Source organism: Agrococcus sp. KRD186 (genome assembly GCF_017168255.1).
In the GTDB taxonomy this organism is placed as follows: domain Bacteria; phylum Actinomycetota; class Actinomycetes; order Actinomycetales; family Microbacteriaceae; genus Agrococcus.
The window spans coordinates 1509789-1526051 of record NZ_JABFAP010000001.1; the positions used below are offsets into that span (position 1 = coordinate 1509789).

General features: G+C 69.8%; 15 protein-coding genes. 12 read left to right on the forward strand and 3 right to left on the reverse strand.

The features are described 5' to 3' along the window. Window positions 1-58 precede the first annotated feature (58 nt). From J1M46_RS07265 to J1M46_RS07315, 10 genes are all read left to right on the forward strand, one after another. Window positions 59-826 (forward strand): 2-keto-4-pentenoate hydratase, encoded by a 768-nt coding sequence (locus tag J1M46_RS07265; RefSeq protein WP_342384310.1) that lies wholly within the window; start codon window positions 59-61, stop codon window positions 824-826. Then, entirely contained in the window at window positions 823-1620 is a 798-nt protein-coding gene (locus tag J1M46_RS07270) for an aldolase/citrate lyase family protein (RefSeq protein ID WP_206447207.1), read from the forward strand. Before J1M46_RS07265 ends, J1M46_RS07270 begins: the two co-directional genes overlap by 4 nt. Before the next feature lie 142 nt (window positions 1621-1762). After that, window positions 1763-2068, forward strand: a complete 306-nt coding sequence (locus tag J1M46_RS07275; RefSeq protein WP_342384311.1) for an NADH-quinone oxidoreductase subunit A — start codon at window positions 1763-1765, stop codon at window positions 2066-2068. Window positions 2069-3685: 1617 nt separating this feature from the next. Further along, window positions 3686-4621 carry a complex I subunit 1 family protein gene (locus J1M46_RS07285; protein ID WP_206447208.1) on the forward strand — a complete coding sequence of 312 codons (936 nt, stop codon included), beginning with the start codon at window positions 3686-3688 and terminating at the stop codon, window positions 4619-4621. Then, a complete protein-coding gene (locus J1M46_RS07290) occupies window positions 4618-5187 on the forward strand; it encodes an NADH-quinone oxidoreductase subunit J (RefSeq protein WP_206447209.1) in 570 nt (189 codons plus the stop codon). Before J1M46_RS07285 ends, J1M46_RS07290 begins: the two co-directional genes overlap by 4 nt. After that, window positions 5184-5486: an NADH-quinone oxidoreductase subunit NuoK gene (locus J1M46_RS07295; RefSeq protein ID WP_206447210.1), complete on the forward strand. Its 303-nt coding sequence runs from the start codon at window positions 5184-5186 to the stop codon at window positions 5484-5486. The genes J1M46_RS07290 and J1M46_RS07295 overlap by 4 nt, the downstream gene beginning before the upstream one ends. Window positions 5487-5505: 19 nt before the next feature. Next, window positions 5506-7428 (forward strand): proton-conducting transporter transmembrane domain-containing protein, encoded by a 1923-nt coding sequence (locus J1M46_RS07300; RefSeq protein ID WP_206447211.1) that lies wholly within the window; start codon window positions 5506-5508, stop codon window positions 7426-7428. Window positions 7429-7431: 3 nt separating this feature from the next. Next, window positions 7432-8922, forward strand: a complete 1491-nt coding sequence (locus J1M46_RS07305; protein ID WP_206447212.1) for a complex I subunit 4 family protein — start codon at window positions 7432-7434, stop codon at window positions 8920-8922. Window positions 8923-8937: 15 nt separating this feature from the next. Next, window positions 8938-10332: an NADH-quinone oxidoreductase subunit N gene (locus tag J1M46_RS07310; RefSeq protein ID WP_206447213.1), complete on the forward strand. Its 1395-nt coding sequence runs from the start codon at window positions 8938-8940 to the stop codon at window positions 10330-10332. Window positions 10333-10553: 221 nt separating this feature from the next. Further along, window positions 10554-11993, forward strand: a complete 1440-nt coding sequence (locus J1M46_RS07315; protein WP_206448629.1) for a multicopper oxidase family protein — start codon at window positions 10554-10556, stop codon at window positions 11991-11993. 450 nt (window positions 11994-12443) lie between these two features. On the opposite strand, the gene J1M46_RS07320 is transcribed toward J1M46_RS07315, so the two are convergent. Continuing rightward, a complete protein-coding gene (locus J1M46_RS07320; RefSeq protein ID WP_206448630.1) occupies window positions 12444-12707 on the reverse strand; it encodes a DUF1304 family protein in 264 nt (87 codons plus the stop codon). A 161-nt stretch (window positions 12708-12868) separates the two neighbouring features. Between J1M46_RS07320 and trxA the strand changes: the two genes are divergently transcribed. After that, the gene (trxA, locus tag J1M46_RS07325; RefSeq protein WP_206447214.1) at window positions 12869-13258 is read left to right on the forward strand and encodes a thioredoxin; all 390 of its coding nucleotides are present in this window, start codon (window positions 12869-12871) and stop codon (window positions 13256-13258) included. A 1-nt stretch (window position 13259) separates the two neighbouring features. Next, window positions 13260-13535 (forward strand): metal-sensitive transcriptional regulator, encoded by a 276-nt coding sequence (locus tag J1M46_RS07330; protein ID WP_342384313.1) that lies wholly within the window; start codon window positions 13260-13262, stop codon window positions 13533-13535. A 30-nt stretch (window positions 13536-13565) separates the two neighbouring features. Here the strand turns inward: J1M46_RS07330 and J1M46_RS07335 are convergent, their stop codons facing one another. Both J1M46_RS07335 and J1M46_RS07340 read right to left on the reverse strand, forming a co-directional pair. Continuing rightward, window positions 13566-13943: a sensory rhodopsin transducer gene (locus tag J1M46_RS07335; RefSeq protein ID WP_206447216.1), complete on the reverse strand. Its 378-nt coding sequence runs from the start codon at window positions 13941-13943 to the stop codon at window positions 13566-13568. Then, on the reverse strand, window positions 13943-15307 hold the full coding sequence (locus J1M46_RS07340) for a D-arabinono-1,4-lactone oxidase (RefSeq protein ID WP_241249051.1): 1365 nt from the start codon (window positions 15305-15307) through the stop codon (window positions 13943-13945). The genes J1M46_RS07335 and J1M46_RS07340 overlap by 1 nt, the downstream gene beginning before the upstream one ends. Window positions 15308-16263: the final 956 nt, after the last annotated feature.

Genomic DNA, 16263 nt, shown 5'->3' on the forward strand with positions numbered 1-16263 from the left:
TCCTGTGCAGTCTGGGTCCGCCGGATCCGGGCCCGGGCGGGGCCTCGACGACGCGACCGTGACGCGGATCGCGGACGAGCTCGCCGAGGCCACACGCTCGCGCGGCACGATCGAGAGGATCTCGACCCGCTTCCCCGAGGCGACGATCGAGGACTCCTACGCGGTGCAGCGCATCTGGCGCGCGCGCCGCGAGGAGGCCGGAGCCCGGCTGGTCGGCCGCAAGATCGGCCTGACGAGCAAGGCGATGCAGTTCGCGACCGGCATCGCAGAGCCCGACTACGGCGTCATCTTCGCCGACCAGGCCTACCGCTCCGGCGACACGGTCGAGCACGCGCAGTGGTCGAACGTGCGCGTCGAGGTGGAGCTCGCCTTCGTGCTGCGCTCGCCCCTCGAGGGCGAGGGCCTCACCGTCGAGCAGGTGCTCGACGCGACCGAGGTCGTCGTGCCGGCGCTCGAGATCCTCGACTCGCACATCGAGCTCGAGGGCCGCACGATCGTCGACACGATCAGCGACAATGCGGCGCTCGGCGCGATCGTCGTCGGCGACGTCGAGGTCGGCCCGCGCGAGCGGAACCTCGCGTGGGTCGGGGCGCACTGCCTCGTGAACGGCGAGATCATCGAGACCGGTGTCTCCGGCGGCGTACTCGGGCACCCCGCCAACGGCGTCTCATGGCTCGCGGGCAAGCTCGCCCAGCACGGCGACCGGCTCGAGGCGGGCGAGCTCATCCTCGCCGGCTCCTTCACGCGTCCGGTGTGGGTGCAGCCCGGTGACGTCGTCACCGTCCACTTCCAGGACATGGGCACCGTCGCGGTGACGTTCCGGTGAGCACCTTCCGCGACGCGCTCGCCGCGGCGCAGGCTCCGCTCGTGGGCCTGTGGAACGCATCCGGCAGCTCCGTCGCCGCCGAGATCATGGCCGGCTCCGGCGCCGACCTGCTGCTCGTCGACGGCGAGCACGGACCGATCTCGATCTCCGAGATGCTGCCGATCCTGCAGGCGGCCGCCGCATACCCGGTGACGACGATCATCCGCGTGCCGTGGAACGACCCCGTCATCATCAAGCAGGCGCTCGATCTCGGCGCGCAGAACCTGCTCGTGCCGATGATCTCGACGGCGGCGGATGCCGAGGCTGCCGTCCGCGCAGCCCGCTACCCGGGCGGCGAGGACGCTCGCGCGGGCACTCGCGGCATCGGCTCGGCTCTCGCCCGCTCGTCGCGCTGGGGCCGCATCGCGGGCTATGTGCAGGATGCGGATGCGCACGTGTCGGTGACCGTGCAGATCGAGACCGCCGCGGGCGTCGCGAACGCGGCCGAGATCGCAGCGGTCGACGGGGTGGATACGGTGTTCATCGGCCCCGCGGATCTCGCGGGATCGATGGGTCACCCTGGGCGTCCCTCGGAGCAGGCGGTGGTGGATGCGGTCGACGCGACGATCGATGCGGTGCGGGCTGCGGGCAAGCCCGTCGGCGTCAACACCTTCGCGGAGGCCGACGCCGACCGCTGCATCGCCCGCGGCGCATCCTTCGTCTTCGTCGCCGCTGACGTGACGCTCATGGCGCGCGGCTCGGAAGCGGCGGTCGCGCGACTGAAGCACTCCCGCGGTAGGTCCGACGCATACTGATCGGCTGCGACTCCGCCCGGGCGCGACGGCGCGGAGGAGGTCGACTGCTCAGGAGGTGCGCCCTGGGACACCTCTTCGGTAGGGTCCGAGGAGGAAAGGGGCAACCGTGGCTGGGGTCGTGACGATGCTTGGGATCGCCTTGGTGGCGATCGTTCTGCTGTACGGTGCTTCGCTGCTCGTCACCGTCGACCGCCGCCCGATCGTCTCCTTGCCGTACCTTTCAGGTTCAGACCCGGAGCAGCACGCGCTCTCCCGCTTCCACGCGCGCTGGTACGTGGCGACCGTCGTGTTCCTCGCCTTCGACATCGAGATGCTCTTCATGTATCCGTGGGCGGTCGTGGTGGCCACGATGGGTCCGACCGCCGTCGTGGAGATGTTCCTGTTCCTCGGTGTCCTGTTCGTCGCAGTGTTCTGGGCCTGGCGGGAAGGTGCTTTCCGGTGGGCGTGACGCATGCGCTCGCGAAGTTTGCCGCGCAGCGTGTCCACGTCCTCCTCGTCGAGGCGCCGGACGGCTGGCGGGCGCGAGTGGAGGCGGAGCATGCGACCGTCGCACTCGGGTGGCACGTATCGTTGTCTCCCGCGGATGCGGATGTGCTGGTGGTGTGCGGCTCCGCGGGGCCGGAACTGGCGGCGACCGTGGACCGCATCTGGGAGCAGCTCCCCGGTCCGCGCGTGCGGATCCAGGTCGACCGTGCGGCCGAGGTGCTACCGGGTCTGGAGCAGGCGCGCCGCAACCTGTCCGCGGTGGACGCGCATGCCGACGACGCGAGGACGCGTCCGCGCGTCGCCAGCGTGAGTTCGGCGAGCGGAGCTCACGGCGAGTCGCCAGGCGGTGCCAGCATGGACCACTCCGGCATGGGCCACGGCGGCACGGACCACAGCCAGATGGACCACTCCGGCATGGACCACAGCACCATGGACCACTCCGGCATGGACCACAGCACCATGGACCACTCCGGCATGGACCACAGCACCATGGACCACTCCGGCATGGACCACAGCACCATGGACCACTCCGGCATGGACCACAGCACCATGGACCACTCCGGCATGGACCACAGCACCATGGACCACTCCGGCATGGACCACAGCACCATGGACCACTCCGGCATGGACCACAGCACCATGGACCACTCCGGCATGGACCACAGCACCATGGACCACTCCGGCATGGACCACAGCACCATGGACCACTCCGGCATGGACCACAGCACCATGGACCACTCCGGCATGGACCACAGCACCATGGACCACTCCGGCATGGACCACAGCACCATGGACCACTCCGGCATGGACCACAGCACCATGGACCACTCCGGCATGGACCACAGCACCATGGACCACTCCGGCATGGACCACTCCGGCATGGACCACTCCGGCATGGACCACTCCGGCATGGACCACTCCGGCATGGACATGGCACCAGGGGGGATCCCTCTGGCCGACGGGGCCACCGACCGCGATGGACTGGAGATGGACACGCTGAAGGTACAGCTCGGTCCCGTGCTGCCCTACTGGCCGCCGGGCCTCGTGCTGCACTGCTCCTTGAACGGCGACGTCATCACCCGGGCGCAGGCCCGTGCGCTCGACGACGCGTGGGAGGGGCTCAGCGCGCCTGGCGGCCGCGACGCGGCAGCTCGACACTGCGACGATGCGGCCGCGGTGCTTGCGCTCGCGGGAGCGTCAGACCTCGCAGCCGATGCGCGCCGACTCCGCAGCGCGCTGCTGCGCGGCGACGCCTCGACGGCCGGGACGGCACTGGAACGTCTCGAGCGCCGCATCCGCCGTTCTCTGCTCCGCTGGAGCCTGGGCCGGCTGGGAGTCGTGGACGATTCCGCGCTCGCCCAGCACCTCGGTCTGGCGCACGCGGGCGGCGTCTTCGATCGGCTCCTGGGGATGCTCGGCGCCGCGCGCGATGCGATCAACGGCTCCACCGAGGAACGACGAGACGCGAGACGCCTCATCACGGCGCTGCCGCAGCTCGTGACCGGTCTCGACCTCGCAGCCGCAAGGCTCGTCGTCGCAAGTCTCGGTCTGCCTTCGCTCGCCGCAGATCGGCATGCTCATGACTGACACCGTGATCGAGGTCGGACCATGGTGGGCGGTCGTTGGCGCCCTACTGCTCGCGGCACTGGTGTTCGCAGCGGTGACCTTCGACGGGATGCTTGCTGCAAGGGCGCAGGGCGGATCTCCAGCAGCAGCGCTCCGCTGGCCCGCAGCGGAAACGGCACGCCTGCTCCGGCAGCGCCGACGGACCACCGTGGCAGCGGACTCGCTGCTGTGGCGCATCGGCGGCGGCGGAATGCTCGTCGCGGCACTGCTGAAGATCACCGTCGTCCCGTTCGGCGAGTGGACGCTGTTCGACTTCGAGGCGGGACTGGTCTGGTTCAACGCGATGGATGTGCTGGTCTGGGCCTTCGTCTGGCTCGTCGGTTGGGGCGGCAATTCGGCGCACGCGCTCGTGGGCGGCTACCGCTTCCTCGCACTCGCCGTGGCGTACGAGCTGCCGCTGATGTTCGCGCTCATCGCCCCGGCGATCGCCGCCGAGAGCCTGAATGTGGGCACGATCGTGGCAGCGCAGTCGGAGCTCTGGTTCATCGTGTGGATGCCGGTGGCGTTCGTGATCTACTCGGTCGGTGTGGTCGCGTTCTCCGTGTGGGGCCCGTTCGGCTCGTCGCTCGGATCCGACATCGCCGGCGGGGTCGCCGCCGAGCTGTCGGGCGTGGACCGGCTCGTCTTCTTCGCCGGCCGCTATGGCGTGCTCGTCGCGGGCGCGGCATTCGCGGTGCCACTGTTCCTGGGCGGAGGCTCGGGCGCGTTCCTGCCGGAGTGGTCCTGGTCGCTGCTGAAGACCGTGCTGGTGCTCGCCGCCTTCGTCTGGATCCGGCGCAAGATCCCGCTGATGCGACCCGAGAAGTTCATGGAAGTCGGCTGGATGCTGCTCATTCCAGCGGGGATGCTGCAGGACCTACTGGTCGCAATGGTGGTGGTGAACCGATGACCCTGATCGGCGACGTGATGTTCTGGGCGCTGGGCGTGATAGCCGTGCTCTCCGGCGTCGCGGTGTTCTGGGTGAACTCCATGGCGCGGGCCACCTACGCACTCGCCATATCGTTCGTGGCGGTCGGCCTGCATCTGCTGCTGCTCGACCAGGCATATCTGGGCGTCATCACCATCCTGATGATGGTCATGGAGATGGCGGTCATGGCCGTCTACATGATCATGTTCATGGGGATGAACCCGGCGCTCATGCCGATGAGCATGGTGCACGACAAGCGGCTCTCGCTCGTCATCGCGCTCGTCACGTTCGCGCTGCTCGCCGCCGGCATCCTGCTGACACCGTGGCCCGCGGGCAGCCCGGCGCCGACCGAGGGCGTCACCATGGCGCTCGGCGAGGCGCTCATGGAGTCGAAGATGCTGGCCATGATCGTGCTGAGCCCGGTGATGGTGGCGACGATCATCGCCGGCGTGAGCCTCAGTCTGCACCGCGGTCGCTACGACCGCTACGGCGACGACCTCAAACGGCCGAAGGCCGACGATCCGCAGCCGGGCGGTGTGGGCCGATGACCCTGGAGATGGTGCTCCTGATCGCGGCCGCGCTGTTCAGCGTGGGCCTGTACGGGGCGATCTCGCAGCAGGTCGTGGTGATGGTGATGATGGGCCTGGAGCTGATGCTCAACGGTGTCATCCTCGCCGCGGGCGCGTTCTGGTGGTTCCTCTCGCCCGAGCCGACCGGTCAGGTGCTGCTGCTCGTCATCATCGCCGCGATGACGATCGAGATGGCCATGGGCTTCGCGCTGGCGACGCTCGTGCATCGTGTGCGTGGCAGCGACATGACCGACACAGCGTCGGAGCTGAAGCAGTGAGCCGGCTCGGGGTCGAGCGATGAGCGCGACGGCCGCACTCTGGCTACTGGTGCTGCTGCCTGCGATCGCCGGTGCGCTGCTGTGCCTCCTGCCACGGGCGGAGCGCGTGGCAGGAGTCGTCGCGGTCGGTGTCGCCGCTGTCAGCCTCGTCCTCGCCGTCGTGGTCGCGGTCGCCCAGCCGACCGCCGCCGTGCCGTTCATCGCCGGCGCCGGATTCGATCTGCGCGTAGATGGGCTCTCCGCGATCTTGCTGCCGACGGTCGCCGCGGTGACGCTGTTGGTGCTGATCTTCGCTGCTGGTGACATCCGGGAGGGACGCCCTCGGTTCTACGGCCTGATGCTGATCTTCGCCGCCGCGGCGCTGCTCACCGCCGTCGCCGGGAACCTCGTCACGCTGCTGTTCGCCTGGGAGATCATGGGAGCCACCTCCTATGCGCTGATCGGGTTCTGGTGGCGCGACGGCCACCGGTTGGCAAGCGGCACCACAGCGTTCATCACCACCCGCGCCGGGGATCTCGGGCTCTACGCGGCGGCGGGTGCTGCGCTCGGCGGGGGCGCTGGCCTCGGACTCGCCGCGCTTCCGGACGCGACGGCAGGCTGGCGGGACGTCGTGGCCGCCGGCATCCTCGTCGCGGCGCTCGGCAAGGCGGCGCAGCTGCCCTTCTCGTTCTGGCTCTCCCGAGCCATGGATGGCCCGAGTCCGGTCAGCGCGCTGCTGCACTCCGCGGCAATGGTGGCTATGGGCGGCTATCTCCTGCTCCGCGCCGCGCCGCTGCTCGAATCGACCGGTTGGGCTGACACGGCTGCGGCATGGATCGGTGCCGCAACCGCGCTGCTGCTGGGCGCGGTCGCCGTGGCACAGCGGGATGTGAAGCAGCTGCTCGCCGCCTCCACCGCGGCACAGCTGGGGTTCGTCGTGCTTGCCGCTGGCCTCAGCGCGCAGGGCGCCGGTGTCGCGCACCTGGTCGCGCACGCCTCGACCAAGGCTGCGCTGTTCATCGCCGCCGGCGCCTGGCTGACCGCGCTCGGCACACGACGCCTCTCCAGCCTGGCCGGTGCCGCGCGGCGCTGGCGCGTGCTCGGTGTGTCCGCGAGCATCGCGGCCCTCGCCCTTGCGGGCATCCCACCCCTGTCGCTCTGGGCGACGAAGGATGCCGTGCTCACCGCAGCGCTCGAGGAGTCGCTGTGGCTCTACATCGTCGGCCTCGCTGCCTCCGCGCTGTCGGCCGTCTACGCCGGCAAGCTGATCGTCGCGATCTGGCGGAGACCCGACGCGCAGACCGCGACGCACTACGACGAGGACGAGCGAGGGACCCGCCATGTCGGCGCACTCGAATCGGCCCCTGTCGCGGTGCTCGCAGCCGGCGCGGCGGTGCTCGGCATGCTCGCGCTCCCGCCGCTCAGTGGCGCGGTCGCGCAGGCGATCGGTCAGGAGCCTGCTGCGCCGGGCGTCTGGGAGCTGGTCGCCTCAGGGGCCATCGCCCTGGTGCTGGTGCTCGCTGCGACGCGGTGGCGGCCCCCCGAGCCGCGCTGGGCCGCCGACTGGCTGGGACTCGAGCTGGCCGCGGATCGGCTCCTGGTACGGCCCACGTTGCGACTCGCGGACCGCCTCGCGCGTGTCGACGACGCCGGCATCGACGCGGCCGCGGATGGCGCGGCGACGGCATCGCTGGCGATCGCGCGCAGGGCAGCCTCCCTCGATGACGCCGGGATCGATGCGGCAGCCGACGGCGCGGCGGCTGCGTCGCTGGCGATCGCGCGCGGTGCGGCTTCGTTCGACGATCGGGGGGTCGACCGCTCGGTCGACGGGTTCGCCCGACGCATCTGGCGCGCAGGTCGCGACAGCGCACGTGCGCAGAACGGCCAACTGCACCACTACTACGCGCAAGCGGTCGCTCTGCTCAGCGTTGCAGTCGTGCTCCTCCTCGTGATCGAAAGGTGACCCATGCTGAGTGCCATCGTCTTCCTGCCGCTCGTCGCCGCGCTGCTGCTCGCCGTGCCGGCCATCCCGGATCGCGTCGCACGCTGGATCTGGGTAGCGGTTGCGGCAGTGGATCTCGCGCTGGTCGCCGTGGTCTGGGCGAACTTCGAGGAGCCGCCGGAGGGCCAGCTCGCGTTCGAGGAGCGCCTGGCGTGGATCCCGGGCGTCGGCGCCAGCTACCACATCGGCGTGGACGGTCTGTCCCTGCCGCTCGTCGGGATGACGGCGATCGTCTTCCTCGCGTGCGCCATCTATGCGCTGCGGGACGACGACCGCCCGCGCATCCAGGCGGCACTGTTCCTCTTCCTGCAGAGCGTCAGCCTCGGCGTGTTCGTCGCTGCCGACCTGATCCTCTTCTTCGTCTTCTTCGACCTCTCGATCGTCGGCATGTACTTCGTCATCGCCGGCTGGGGTCACGGAGCCACTGCCGGGCGCTCCGCGCTGAAGTTCTTCCTCTACACCTTCCTCGGGTCGCTCGCACTGCTGCTGGGCTTCATCGGACTGTACGTCTCTGCCGACACGCCGACGTTCGACATGGTCGAGCTCGTCGAGATGATGCCGCTGCAGGGCGAGCCGGTGATCGGCGGGGCGGTGCTCGCGGCCATCCTGATCGGACTGGCCGTCAAGACCCCCACCGTTCCCTTCCACACCTGGCTCCCGCCAGCCCACACCGATGCGCCCGCCATCGGGTCCGCGGTGCTCGCAGGGGTGCTGCTGAAGATGGGCACCTACGGCTTCGTGCGCATCGCGATGCCGATGCTCCCGGAAGCGTGGCAGGACTGGGCGTGGCCCATCATCATCGTCGGCGTGGTCTCGGTGCTGTACGGCGCTCTCGTCGCACTCGCTCAGCGGGACGTCAAGCGCATGGTCGCCTACACATCCGTCAACCACATGGGCTACGTCGTGCTCGCGGTCGGCGTGGCCGGCCTCGTGGGCAGCGGCACGGACGATGCCCGGCGCCTGGCGATCGTCGGGGCGGAGACGCAGATGGTGAGTCACGGACTGATCACCGCGGCGCTCTTCCTGCTCGTCGGCGTGCTGCGCGATCGAGCGGGCACCTACGAGCTCTCGGCATACGGAGGCCTCGCGGGTCCTGCACCGAGGCTCACCACCCTGTTCGCGATCGGCGCGTTCGCGTCGCTCGGGCTCCCAGCCTTCTCCGGCTTCATCGCCGAGTTCCAGATCTTCGCAGGTGCCGTCGGCACCGCCCCGATCACCGCCGTGGCGCTGCTCGGCATCCTGCTCACCGCCGCGATGTTCCTGCGGGCCGTGCAGCGCCTCTTCGCCGGCGAGACGCGCGGCGGTTCGATCGGGTTCCGCGACCTGTCGGCGACCGAGCTGTGGTCGGCGGGACCCCTGCTGGCGCTCTCGCTCCTCATCGGTGTGCTTCCGAGGGTCATCCTCGATGTGATCGAACCGGCCGCTGCGACACTCGTCGACCTCGTGGGCAGGTGACCGGTGGAGTCCGACATGGGCATGGATGCCTGGGCGATGCTCCCCGAGATCGTGCTGATCGCGGGCGCGCTCGTCGTGCTGCTCTCGGGCTCGTTCCTCCCCCGCTCCAGACAGGGCGTGGCGTACGGCATCGCCACAGCGACGGCGCTGTTGAGCGCCGCGGTCGCGCCCATGACGTTCGGCGCCGCTCCCGAGGCTGTGTTCGCCGGCAACTACCTCGTCGACACCACGACACAGGTGGCGCGCATCGCGGTCACGGGTGCCACTGCGCTCGTGCTCCTCGCTGGCCGCGGCAGCATCGCCGGATCCCCGAGAGAGAGCGAGACCACTGTGCTGGTCCTGCTCGGTGCCGCGGGGACGCTCGTCGTCGCCGGGGCAGGGGACCTCCTCGTGCTCGCCGTGGGCTTCCTGCTGGCGAGCGTCCCGCTCTATGGCCTCATCGGCCTCGCGGGCACAGCGCGCGCTGCGGAGGCATCGCTCAAGACCTACCTGCTCGGCGCGCTGTTCGGCATCGTGCTGCTGCTCGGAGTCACCCTCCTCACCGGACTGTCCGGCACGAGTGTGTACAGCGAGCTGCCTGTCGCGCTCGCCGATGCTCCGGGCGGCGCGGTGACGGTGGGTGCCGCCGCGGTGCTCTCGGGTCTGATGTTCAAGGCCGGAGCGGTGCCCGGCCACTTCTGGGTGCCCGATTCGGCACAGGGGGCGAACGGGCTGGTCGCGACCTTCCTGACGACCGTGCCGAAGCTCGGCGCGTTCCTCGCCGCATTCCGGATCGTGGAGGCTCTGCCAGATCCGGCGCCGGCCGCCGTCTTCGTCGGCGTCCTCGCTCTCCTCACGATGACGCTGGGGAACCTCGCGGCATACACCCAGGACGACCCGCGGCGGCTGCTGGGCTGGTCGACTGTCGGGCAGGCCGGGTTCCTGCTGGTTCCGGTAGCGGTGGCGACGACGAGCACGCTGGCGCTGCCGGCGCTGCTGTTCTATGTGCTGGCATATGCCGTCACCAACGCCGCGGCATTCTCGGTGACCCTGGCGCTTCCCGGCTTCCGCAGCCTCGCGGACTACCGCGGACTCGCGCGGCGGCACCCGGCTCTTGCTGCGGCCCTGGTCGTCGCGCTGCTCGGACTCGTGGGCACGCCGCCGACCGCGATCTTCGTCGGCAAGCTGACCGTCGCCGCCGCGGCCTGGCAGGGCGGCGCGGTGTGGCTGGCCGTGGCGGTGATGGCCAACAGCGTCATCAGCCTGTACTACTACTTGCGGTGGATCATCCCCCTCTACCGTCCCGCAGACCCCGCACACGTCGAGCCGACTGCACCGCTCCGGGTCGGGGCAGCACGCACCGCCGTCGTCGCCGCAGCGCTCAGCCTGCTGCTCGGCGTCGCCGCAGGAGTCGTGTTCTCGGTGCTGTGAGTCGAAGGGGTGGCGCCGCACGCTAGGCTTGAGACCTCCAAGATCGACCCCGGACCGTCACCTGCGCGGCGCGCGAAGGACGTTCGCAGCGGGTCCATCCACCCCTCGGGGCAACGGTGCGCCCCGCCGCCGAAGGAGCCGCTGTGCCTGTGAACCCCCGCCCTGATGCCGTCGTCTCCCGCCGGGCCGTGCTCGGCGCCGGCTTCTCGGCAGTGACGCTCATGGCGCTCACGGCGTGCACGCCAGCATCCTCGCGGCTGCTGACGCCGACCTCGAGCCCGGTGCGGACAGCAGAAGCAGCACGCGCGGTCACCGGCCGGACGGTGTCGTTCGACCTGCGCGCGGCGCCCACGGCGCTCGACCTGGCTGGGAAGAGCGCACAGACCTGGAGCTACGGCTCGATCCCCGCGCAGGCGCTTCGCGCGAGCGTGGGCGACACCATCCGGGTCAAGCTCGACAACGGGCTCCCGGAGGAGACGACGATCCACTGGCACGGCCTCGCGCTGCGCAACGACATGGACGGCGTGCCGGGCGTCACCCAGCCCGCGATCGCCGCTGGCGACGCGTTCACCTATGAGTACACCGCCCCGCACGCCGGCACCTACTGGTTCCACCCGCACGTGGGCACCCAGATCGATCGAGGGCTGTACGGCGCGCTGATCATCGATGATCCGAACGAGCCGCTGCGGTACGACGAGGAGTGGGTGGTCATCCTCGACGACTGGCTCGACGGGGTGACGGCGACGCCGGACCAGGTGCTCGAGGAGCTCTCTGCCGGGATGCAGCCGATGTCCGGCATGGAGGGCATGGGCCCGATGGCGATGGGCAACATGCTGATGGGCGCGGAGTCCGACCTGCTGGGCGGCGACGCCGGAGACGTCTTCTACCCGGAGTACCTGATCAACGGGCGGCCCGCTGCCGACCCGGAGACCTACTCGTCGTCCCCCGGTCGCCGCGTGCGCATCCGCATGATCAACGCGGGAGGAGACACCGCGTTCCGGGTCGCGCTCGGCGGCCATCGCATGACCGTCGTGCACACCGATGGCTTCCCCGTGACGCCGTTCGAGGCCGACGCTGTGCTGATTGGCATGGGCGAGCGGTACGACGTGCTCGTCACGCTCGCGGACGGCGCCTTCCCTCTCGTTGCGGCGGCCGAGGGCAAGGAAGCGCGAGGGTTCGCCATCGTCCGCACCGGATCCGGGTCCGCGCCGGCGCCCGACGCCGACATCCCGGAGCTCAGCGGACTCGTCGCGACGGCGGACCGGCTCACGGCCGCGAGCGACGTGGCGCTGCCGAACCGGCAGCCGGACCGCCAGCTCGCGATCGAGCTCACAGGGAGCATGGAGCAGTACGACTGGGGCTTCGGCGGGCGCCGCTTCGACTTCGACCGGCCGCTGGACCAGCCATGGCAGATCCGGAGCGGCGAGCGGGTCCGCATCGAGTTCACCAACTCGACCGACATGTGGCACCCGGTGCACCTGCACGGACATACCTTCCAGCACGCTGGCGGCGGACCACGCAAGGACACCTCAGTGGTGCTGCCGCAGCAGACGCTCACGGTCGACTTCGACGCGGACAATCCCGGCCGATGGCTCGTCCACTGCCACAACATCTACCACGGCGAAGCGGGGATGATGGGGGTCGTCGCATATCAGGCCTGAGGTTGCGGGGAGTTGACCGGGTGCGTCCGTCCGCTCGGTCACCATCGAATCGCATCGGCCTGCCTGGCACTCCGTGCTCAACCTCCGGCGGCCCACCGACTCCTCGACTGCCATCCACGATCGCACGGGTCAAGACCGAGGTCATCGAGCACGAATGGGCCACCTGACGCGGCTGGCGGCAGGTCGAGCGGGGCACCGCTTCGTGGAGATACGGGCACAACGCCGAGCACCTCCACTCATCGATCGGCGACATGCCGCCAGCAGTGAGGCGCTACGACACGAGGTCCAGCAGCAGGACCGCCTGCTGCGAGCGGAGCGCGACCCGGCGGACGGGTCGCCGCTGCCCGAGGACGACGACGCGCACACGACGGATGCCGGTGAGACCGGGCGCCGCGCTGACGACGGGCGCGGGGACGGCTCGGAGCGCCGCTCCGGTTCGCGCAGCGGACCTCAGGTCGCGAGCGCCGCGCGCAGCAGTCGGCGAGCGCTCGCGCCGAGCATGATGCCGATGGCGGTCAGCACGACCGCCAGTTCCGCATCCGTCACACCGAGCATCAGCAGGACGACGCCCGCGATCGCGGCGATGCCCAACAGCAGGTTGTCGATGCCCTGATTGGCGGCGAGCCGCTTCGACTGCGCCGCCTGCTCGGCGGTCGTGCCGAAGATGCGGCGCGTCCAGAGCTGCTCCCAGCGCAGCGTCTCGAGCCCGACAATTCACGCGTGCACAGCGCCCGACAGCATGGCGGCGATGCCGGCGACGACGACCGCGGGACCCATGGGCGGCGTGCATGCACGTGGTTCGCACTCGATGCGGCGAGTCGCCACCGTGCGACACTCCAGTGGCGCTCGATACCCCCGGGGTATACGCTGTCCGGATGGCGACGACAGAGATCACGAAGGACACCCTCGAGCAGACGATCGAGTCGGACGGCATCGTGCTGCTCGACTTCTGGGCCGCGTGGTGCGGCCCGTGCCGCATGTTCGGCCCCATCTTCGAGCAGGCTTCCGAGCAGCACGACGACATCACCTTCGGCAAGGTCGACACCGAGGCCGAGCAGGAGCTCGCCGCAGGGTTCCAGATCTCGTCGATCCCGACGCTGATGGCCTTCCGCGACGGCGTGATGGTCTTCAACCAGGCCGGTGCCCTGCCCGAGCCGCAGCTCGAGCAGCTCATCGGCGCCGTGCGCGACCTCGACATGGATGAGGTGCGCGCGAAGATCGCCGAGCAGGAGGCTGCTCGCGCATCCACTGCCGACCAGGCCTGACGTGCCTGCCGCCGAGGAGCGGGCGGCGCAGCAGCGCCGGATCGTGAACCGTCTCAAACGTGCACGCGGGCAACTGGATGCGGTGATCGCGGCCGTCGAGGACGGCGAACCGTGCCGCGACGTGGTGACGCAGCTCTCGGCGGCGACGCACGCGCTCAACCGCGCCGGCTTCATGGTGGTCGCGAACGCGATGGAGGACTGCGTCGCAAACCCGGAGAGCCCGCGCGACGGGATGACGACCGAAGAGCTCGAGAAGCTGTTCCTGGCACTCGCCTGAGCGCTCCGGGCTCGGCAGGAGCGCCGCCGCTCAGTCGCCGGCGACGCCGCCCAGCAGCGCAACGGCGTATCGCCCGTCGCTCGTGTCGACAAGCGCGAGCTGCACCACCATCGGCACGTCGCACTCGACCGCGATGCCGTAGGGCACGCCCAGCGGCACGGCCTCTGGGTCGATGAGGTCGTTGATGCGGATGTGGCGCACGCGCCGAGCGCGCACGGGCACCTCGTAGGGCCCCACGGGCTCGGCGTCCTCGTGGTAGATCATGATCGACGCGCAGCCGTCGCGCTCGGTCGTGTTGAGCAGGCACAGCACGTTGCGGCTGGTCGCCTCGGGCTCGTGGCCGGTGCTGCGCTCGGGGATCCAGCCGGCCGAGAGCGCCCACCGGGTGCGCGCGGGATCGTGCGACATCATGCTCCTTCCGATGAGCCGATGAGCAGTTCGCTCAGGTGCTCGTTGCGCAGCACCCCATCGGGGTCGAGCGCTTCGCGCACGCGTGCGAACTCGTTCCACCGCAGGTAGAGCGGTGCCAGCTGTGCGGCACGCATCGTGTGCTTCTTGCCCCAGTGCGGGCGGCCGCCGTGCTCGAGCAGCAGCGGCTCCATGTCGCCGAAGTAGTGCTCGTGGGGCAGCGAGGCGTTGTGCAGCAGCGCGATCGTCATGGTGGGGCGCCCCTGCGCGCCGCTAAGCATCGCGTCGTCGGCGGCGATGGTGCGCACGAGCACTCGCCAGCCGACGCGGGTGCGGTGTTTCGCCTTCACCCGCTCGCGCACCTCGCGGAAGGCCCGCAGCTCGGGATCGAGCGGCAGCATGTGCTCCATCTCTTCGAACCGCAGGTGCCGATCGTTGGGCAGGATCTCGTACGAGGGCCCGGTCTCCTCTCGCCGCAGCTCCCCCGGCGGCCGGATGCCGGGCTCGTCGCCCGGCTCGTTCAGCATCCGCACCTGCGCGAGGTCGCTGCGCGGGTACCAGTAGAAGTCGAAGCAGCGGTTGGCCTCGACGAGCTCGTGGAAGTGCTCGAGCACCCAGTCGATGTGCGTCATCCAGTTCGTGCGGTGCAGCTCGTAGGCGGGCCGCACGCGCAGGGTGAGCGAGGTGAAGATGCCGAGCGCACCGAGCGAGACCTGCGCAGCGGGCAGCAGCGCGTCCTGACCGAGGTCGGCGGATGCGTCGTGGCCGTCGCGCGTGAAGCGCACGGCCTCACCGGTGCCGGTCACGAGCGTGCCGCCGACGAGTATCGACGAGAGGTTGCCGAGCCGCGCACCGGAGCCGTGGGTGCCGGTGCCGATCGCGCCGGCGATCGCCTGGTAGTCGACGTCGCCGTAGTTGTCGATCGCGACGCCGCGCTCGACCAGCTGCGCGCCGAGCTCGTCCATCGGCGTGCCCGGCAGCACCTCGGCGGTGCCGGCCGCGGCGTCGACCGCGAGCACGCCGGTCATGCGCTCGAGCGAGACGAGCTCGTCGTCTGTCGCGACGAGGGGCATCGAGGAGTGCCCCGCACCGAGGGGGCGGACCGTGCCGCCGCGCTCGTGGGCACGCCGCAGGATCGTCGCGACCTCGTCAGCGTCGCGCGGGCGATGCTGTCGCCGGGGCGAGCACTGCACGCTCCCCGACCAGTTCTTCCACTCCCCCGCCACACGGCCAGGATGGCATGCGCAGCCGGGACCGACCAGGGGTGCAGGGAGTGCTGGCGGGAAGGCCAGCAACGAAGAAAGCCCCCGCGTCTGCGAGGGCTTTACTGCTGGCCTACTTGACGTCTGCTCGAACCATTGCATCGCAGGGTTTAACCCTAGTCAGCTGCGGAAGCTGGCGATCCCTGGCGATCGAGACGAGGGTTCGGGTACGGCACCTTCGTACCGCGCCCAGGCGCCGAAGAAACGGCTTGGCCCTGAGCGCATCGCCGAGATCGTGCACCGAGCCGGAGCCGGTGCAAGCGCGCGATCACTAGCCAAGGAGTACGAGGTCGCGCCATCAGCGATGACGAAGCTGCTGCGCGACAACGGGGTGAACGTGACGCAGCAGAGAGTGACGGACGTCAAGGCCCAGATGCTGGCCCAAAACTACGAGGCCGTGAGTATGTCAATCCGGTTCAGGACCACAGAGACGGCTCGATCTAGGTCCATCATCAACGACACCTATCCGTGCAGCAGTCCCGGACCTGCGTGTCGGCAAGGCGGCCCACCGGCCGGAAAACCTAGAAATAGACTCAGGTGCTGCGCCGGCGGCGGCCGACGTTCCCGCGGTCCCCACCGGGAAGCGAACCCTTCGGCTGCAGTGGGCCCTGAGTCCTATTCTTTATGTACCGATGGCTACTCAGTTAGCACGCGTGGAATGCCCGTCTTGTGAACTAGAAGTGGCACGCCCGCCCACCCGATACGACGAGATCGCCCGGACATGCCACGGCGGCTCGGTCCTGCACGTCATTCATTTCGGACTCCAAGCAATAAGCGGCAAGGGTCATGGACGATCTGTGGATTTACTCCTGTCGGTCTGCAGCCAGTCCGCCACAAGGCTCCAACCGACGATCCCCACGAACGCGAATGAGACCATGGACTGAGACACCACCACGACGACGAGCTCCCACCAAGGCACGAGCCCGATAGTCCGGAGTTCCGCAACTGGTGAGCACACGTTGCCCGGGATTCCGCGCGGTGGCGCGGAAGTTGACGGTTGGGCGTGTGGGGGTCGTGTTACTACAGGGTCGGCTCGGACCGGCGTATCGGCCTCAGTT

Coding starts and splice junctions, on each gene's coding strand:
- J1M46_RS07285 (WP_206447208.1), top strand. CDS start 3,686: ATGACTGACACCGTGATCGAGGTCGGACCATGGTGGGCGGTCGTTGGC.
- J1M46_RS07290 (WP_206447209.1), top strand. CDS start 4,618: ATGACCCTGATCGGCGACGTGATGTTCTGGGCGCTGGGCGTGATAGCC.
- J1M46_RS07295 (WP_206447210.1), top strand. CDS start 5,184: ATGACCCTGGAGATGGTGCTCCTGATCGCGGCCGCGCTGTTCAGCGTG.
- J1M46_RS07300 (WP_206447211.1), top strand. CDS start 5,506: ATGAGCGCGACGGCCGCACTCTGGCTACTGGTGCTGCTGCCTGCGATC.
- J1M46_RS07305 (WP_206447212.1), top strand. CDS start 7,432: ATGCTGAGTGCCATCGTCTTCCTGCCGCTCGTCGCCGCGCTGCTGCTC.
- J1M46_RS07310 (WP_206447213.1), top strand. CDS start 8,938: ATGGGCATGGATGCCTGGGCGATGCTCCCCGAGATCGTGCTGATCGCG.
- J1M46_RS07315 (WP_206448629.1), top strand. CDS start 10,554: ATGGCGCTCACGGCGTGCACGCCAGCATCCTCGCGGCTGCTGACGCCG.
- trxA (WP_206447214.1), top strand. CDS start 12,869: ATGGCGACGACAGAGATCACGAAGGACACCCTCGAGCAGACGATCGAG.
- J1M46_RS07335 (WP_206447216.1), bottom strand. CDS start 13,943: ATGTCGCACGATCCCGCGCGCACCCGGTGGGCGCTCTCGGCCGGCTGG.
- J1M46_RS07340 (WP_241249051.1), bottom strand. CDS start 15,307: ATGCAATGGTTCGAGCAGACGTCAAGTAGGCCAGCAGTAAAGCCCTCG.